5 protein-coding genes are annotated in these 3,265 nt (G+C 59.9%); 4 read left to right on the top strand and 1 reads right to left on the bottom strand.

All coding sequences use genetic code 11. The features are described 5' to 3' along the window. On the bottom strand, window positions 1–306 hold a 306-nt coding region (locus tag AC1DH9_RS25635; protein ID WP_477809026.1), incomplete at its 3' end, for a LysR family transcriptional regulator. A gap of 127 nt (window positions 307–433) precedes the next feature. On the opposite strand from AC1DH9_RS25635, the gene AC1DH9_RS25640 reads away from it, so the two are divergent. From AC1DH9_RS25640 to AC1DH9_RS25655, 4 genes are all read left to right on the top strand, one after another. Further along, window positions 434–1,582, top strand: a complete 1,149-nt coding sequence (locus AC1DH9_RS25640) for a muconate cycloisomerase family protein (protein ID WP_427537582.1) — start codon at window positions 434–436, stop codon at window positions 1,580–1,582. Between the two features lie 10 nt (window positions 1,583–1,592). Continuing rightward, window positions 1,593–1,883, top strand: coding sequence for a muconolactone Delta-isomerase (gene catC / locus AC1DH9_RS25645; RefSeq protein WP_054597129.1), 291 nt, complete (start codon window positions 1,593–1,595; stop codon window positions 1,881–1,883). A 51-nt stretch (window positions 1,884–1,934) separates the two neighbouring features. Continuing rightward, a complete protein-coding gene (catA, locus tag AC1DH9_RS25650; protein WP_427537579.1) occupies window positions 1,935–2,864 on the top strand; it encodes a catechol 1,2-dioxygenase in 930 nt (309 codons plus the stop codon). A gap of 155 nt (window positions 2,865–3,019) precedes the next feature. Beyond that, the coding region (locus AC1DH9_RS25655) for an AraC-like ligand-binding domain-containing protein (RefSeq protein ID WP_477809027.1) at window positions 3,020–3,265 on the top strand (246 nt) is incomplete at its 3' end.

Here is a 3,265-nt window from a genome sequence, read left to right on the forward strand (position 1 = left end):
ATACAGGGTCGAAGGGGCAAAGCCGATACCCAGCCAGGTCTTTTCGCCCAGGCCGATACGTCGGGTGTTGTCGCAGACCTTGCTCAGTTGCTCAAGCAGGGCGCTGGAGTGCTCAAGGAAAAACCGCCCGGCTTCGGTCAGACGCAATGGCCTGCCGCGTTCCAGCAACACCACCCCGAGTTCATCCTCCAGTTGCTGGATTTGCCGGCTCAACGGTGGCTGGGCGATGTGCAGGCGTTCGGCGGCGCGGGTGAAATTCAGGGTTTGACCCAGCACCTGGAAGTAACGCAGATGACGCAGCTCCATGAGCCCTCCACAGTCGACGATGGTGAATACCTTTAAGGTATCGATCCAGACCAATTCTATATTGGAACCCTGAAAAAAGCCGTACGAGAATCCGTCACAGAACTTCAAGAACCTGACGGGTATCGAAATGCTTTCTTCCGCCATAGAATCGATCGAGACGATCATCGTCGATCTGCCGACTATCCGCCCGCACAAGCTGGCGATGCACACCATGCAGAATCAGACGCTGGTGATCATCCGCGTACGTTGTGCCGACGGTATCGAAGGCATCGGTGAATCGACCACCATCGGTGGCCTGGCCTACGGCAACGAAAGCCCGGACAGCATCAAGACCAACATCGACAAGCACTTTGCACCGCTGCTGCTGGGGCAGGATGCGTGCAACATCAACGCAGCGATGTTGCGCCTGGAGCGCAGTATTCGCGGCAATACCTTTGCCAAATCCGGCATCGAAACCGCGTTGCTCGATGCTCACGGCAAACGCCTTGGGCTTCCGGTCAGTGAGCTGCTCGGCGGCCGTGTACGTGACTCGCTGCCAGTGGCCTGGACACTGGCCAGCGGCGATACCGCCAAGGACATTGCCGAAGCGGAACAAATGCTCGACCTGCGTCGTCACCGGATCTTCAAGTTGAAGATCGGTGCCGGCGAAGTCGACCGCGACCTGGCCCACGTCATTGCGATCAAAAAAGCCTTGGGCGACCGCGCAAGCGTGCGCGTCGACGTTAATCAGGCGTGGGACGAAGCAGTCGCACTGCGGGCTTGCAGGATTCTCGGCGGCAACGGCATTGACCTGATCGAACAGCCGATTTCGCGCAACAACCGTGCTGGCATGGTGCGCCTGAACGCCATGAGCCCGGCGCCGATCATGGCGGACGAGTCGATCGAGTGCGTGGAAGATGCGTTCAACCTGGCGCGCGAAGGCGCCGCCTCGGTGTTCGCACTGAAAATCGCCAAGAACGGCGGCCCCCGTGCAGCGCTGCGTACCGCGGCAATTGCCGAAGCGGCAGGAATCGGCCTGTACGGCGGCACCATGCTTGAGGGCGGGATCGGCACGCTGGCCTCGGCTCATGCCTTCCTCACGTTGAACGAGCTGAGTTGGGACACCGAGCTGTTCGGCCCGCTGTTGCTGACCGAAGACATCCTCAGCGAGCCGCCGGTTTACCGCGATTTCCATTTGCATGTTTCGCAGGCCCCCGGCCTTGGCCTGAGCCTGGACGAAGAGCGGCTGGCGTTTTTCCGCCGCGACAAAACCTCCACTGCCATTCATTCCGTCTGAGGAGAACAGCATGTTGTTCCACGTAAAGATGACCGTGAACCTGCCGGTCGATATGGACCCGGAGCGCGCGGCTCGGCTCAAGTCCGACGAAAAGGCCCTGGCCCAGCGCCTGCAGCAACAGGGCAAGTGGCGCCACCTGTGGCGCATTGCCGGGCTTTACGCCAATTACAGCGTGTTCGACGTCGACAGCGTGCAGGAATTGCACGACCTGCTGATGCAACTGCCGCTTTACCCCTACATGGCTATCGAAGTGAACGCTATGTGCAGGCATCCTTCCTCTATTCATGAGGATGATCGCTGAGCCGTTGTCTGCCAGTTCTGTACTCTAATAAATACAAGATGAGGATTAATCATGAACGCAAAAATTTCCCACACTGCCAGCGCACAGAAGTTTCTCGAGGACGCCAGTGGTCTGCTCAACGACGCTGGCAACCCACGTGCCAAAGCGCTCATCTACCGCATTCTGCGTGATACGGTGAATATCATCGAAGACCTCGAAGTGACCCCGGAAGAGTTCTGGAAGGCCGTCAACTACCTGAACGAACTGGGCGCGCGCCAAGAGGCGGGCCTGTTGGTTGCCGGCTTGGGCCTGGAACACTACCTGGACCTGTTGATGGATGCCGAAGACGAGCAGGCCGGTAAAACCGGTGGCACCCCGCGCACCATCGAAGGCCCGCTGTATGTCGCCGGCGCACCGCTGTCCAACGGCGAAGCGCGGCTGGACGACGGCGTTGACCCGGGCGTGGTGCTGTTCATGCAGGGCCAGGTCAAGAACACTGATGGCAAGCCGCTGGCCGGCGCCGTGGTGGATGTCTGGCACGCCAATACCGGCGGCACCTATTCGTACTTCGATGGCAGCCAGTCTGAATTCAACCTGCGTCGGCGGATCGTCACCGATGCCGAAGGTCGCTATCGCTTCCGCAGCATCGTGCCGTCGGGCTACGGCTGCCCACCGGACGGTCCGACCCAGCAACTGCTTGATCAACTGGGTCGCCATGGCCAACGCCCGGCGCACATTCACTTCTTCATCTCGGCGGATGATCATCGCCACCTGACCACCCAGATCAACCTGGACGGTGACAAGTACCTGCACGACGATTTCGCCTACGCCACTCGCGATGAACTGATCGCCAAAATCACCTTCAGTGACGATCAGCAGCGTGCACGCGAGCACGGCGTCAGCGGCCGCTTTGCCGAGATCGAATTCGATTTCACTCTGCAGTCGTCGGCGCAACCGCAAGAGCAACACCGTCACGAGCGAGTGCGCGCGCTGGAAGACTGATCAGCGCTGGCCCAGGCCACGGGATAACAGACCGTTTATCTCGTGGCCTTCCGCTTTGCGGCGGCTCGCATAGAATGGCCAGGCCCGGTTTTTCTGAGGTGCGAGCCCTATAGCACCCGCACCGCAGCCGATAATCACAACCAGAGTGAGCGGTTATGCAAGCGCATCTATTAAGTGAGCGCAGCAGAGTGTTTGAGCAGGCCGACCCCTATGCGGTGTCGGGCTACGTCAATCAGCACGTGGGCAACCATTGCATCCGCTTGCCCGGAAGTGGCAGCCCTCAGGCCAGTCTCAATCACCGTAAATTCGCCAGCCTCGACCTGTGCCGTATCAGCTATGGCGGCAGCGTGCGGGTGACTTCGCCGGCGCTCGAAACCATCTATCACCTGCAAGTGCTGCTA

The sequence above is a fragment of the Pseudomonas sp. 05T35 genome (assembly GCF_056396605.1).

Bases quoted from the DNA above. Each gene is read 5' to 3' on its own strand.
- AC1DH9_RS25640 (WP_427537582.1), top strand. From the start codon at position 434: ATGCTTTCTTCCGCCATAGAATCGATCGAGACGATCATCGTCGATCTG.
- catC (WP_054597129.1), top strand. From the start codon at position 1,593: ATGTTGTTCCACGTAAAGATGACCGTGAACCTGCCGGTCGATATGGAC.
- catA (WP_427537579.1), top strand. From the start codon at position 1,935: ATGAACGCAAAAATTTCCCACACTGCCAGCGCACAGAAGTTTCTCGAG.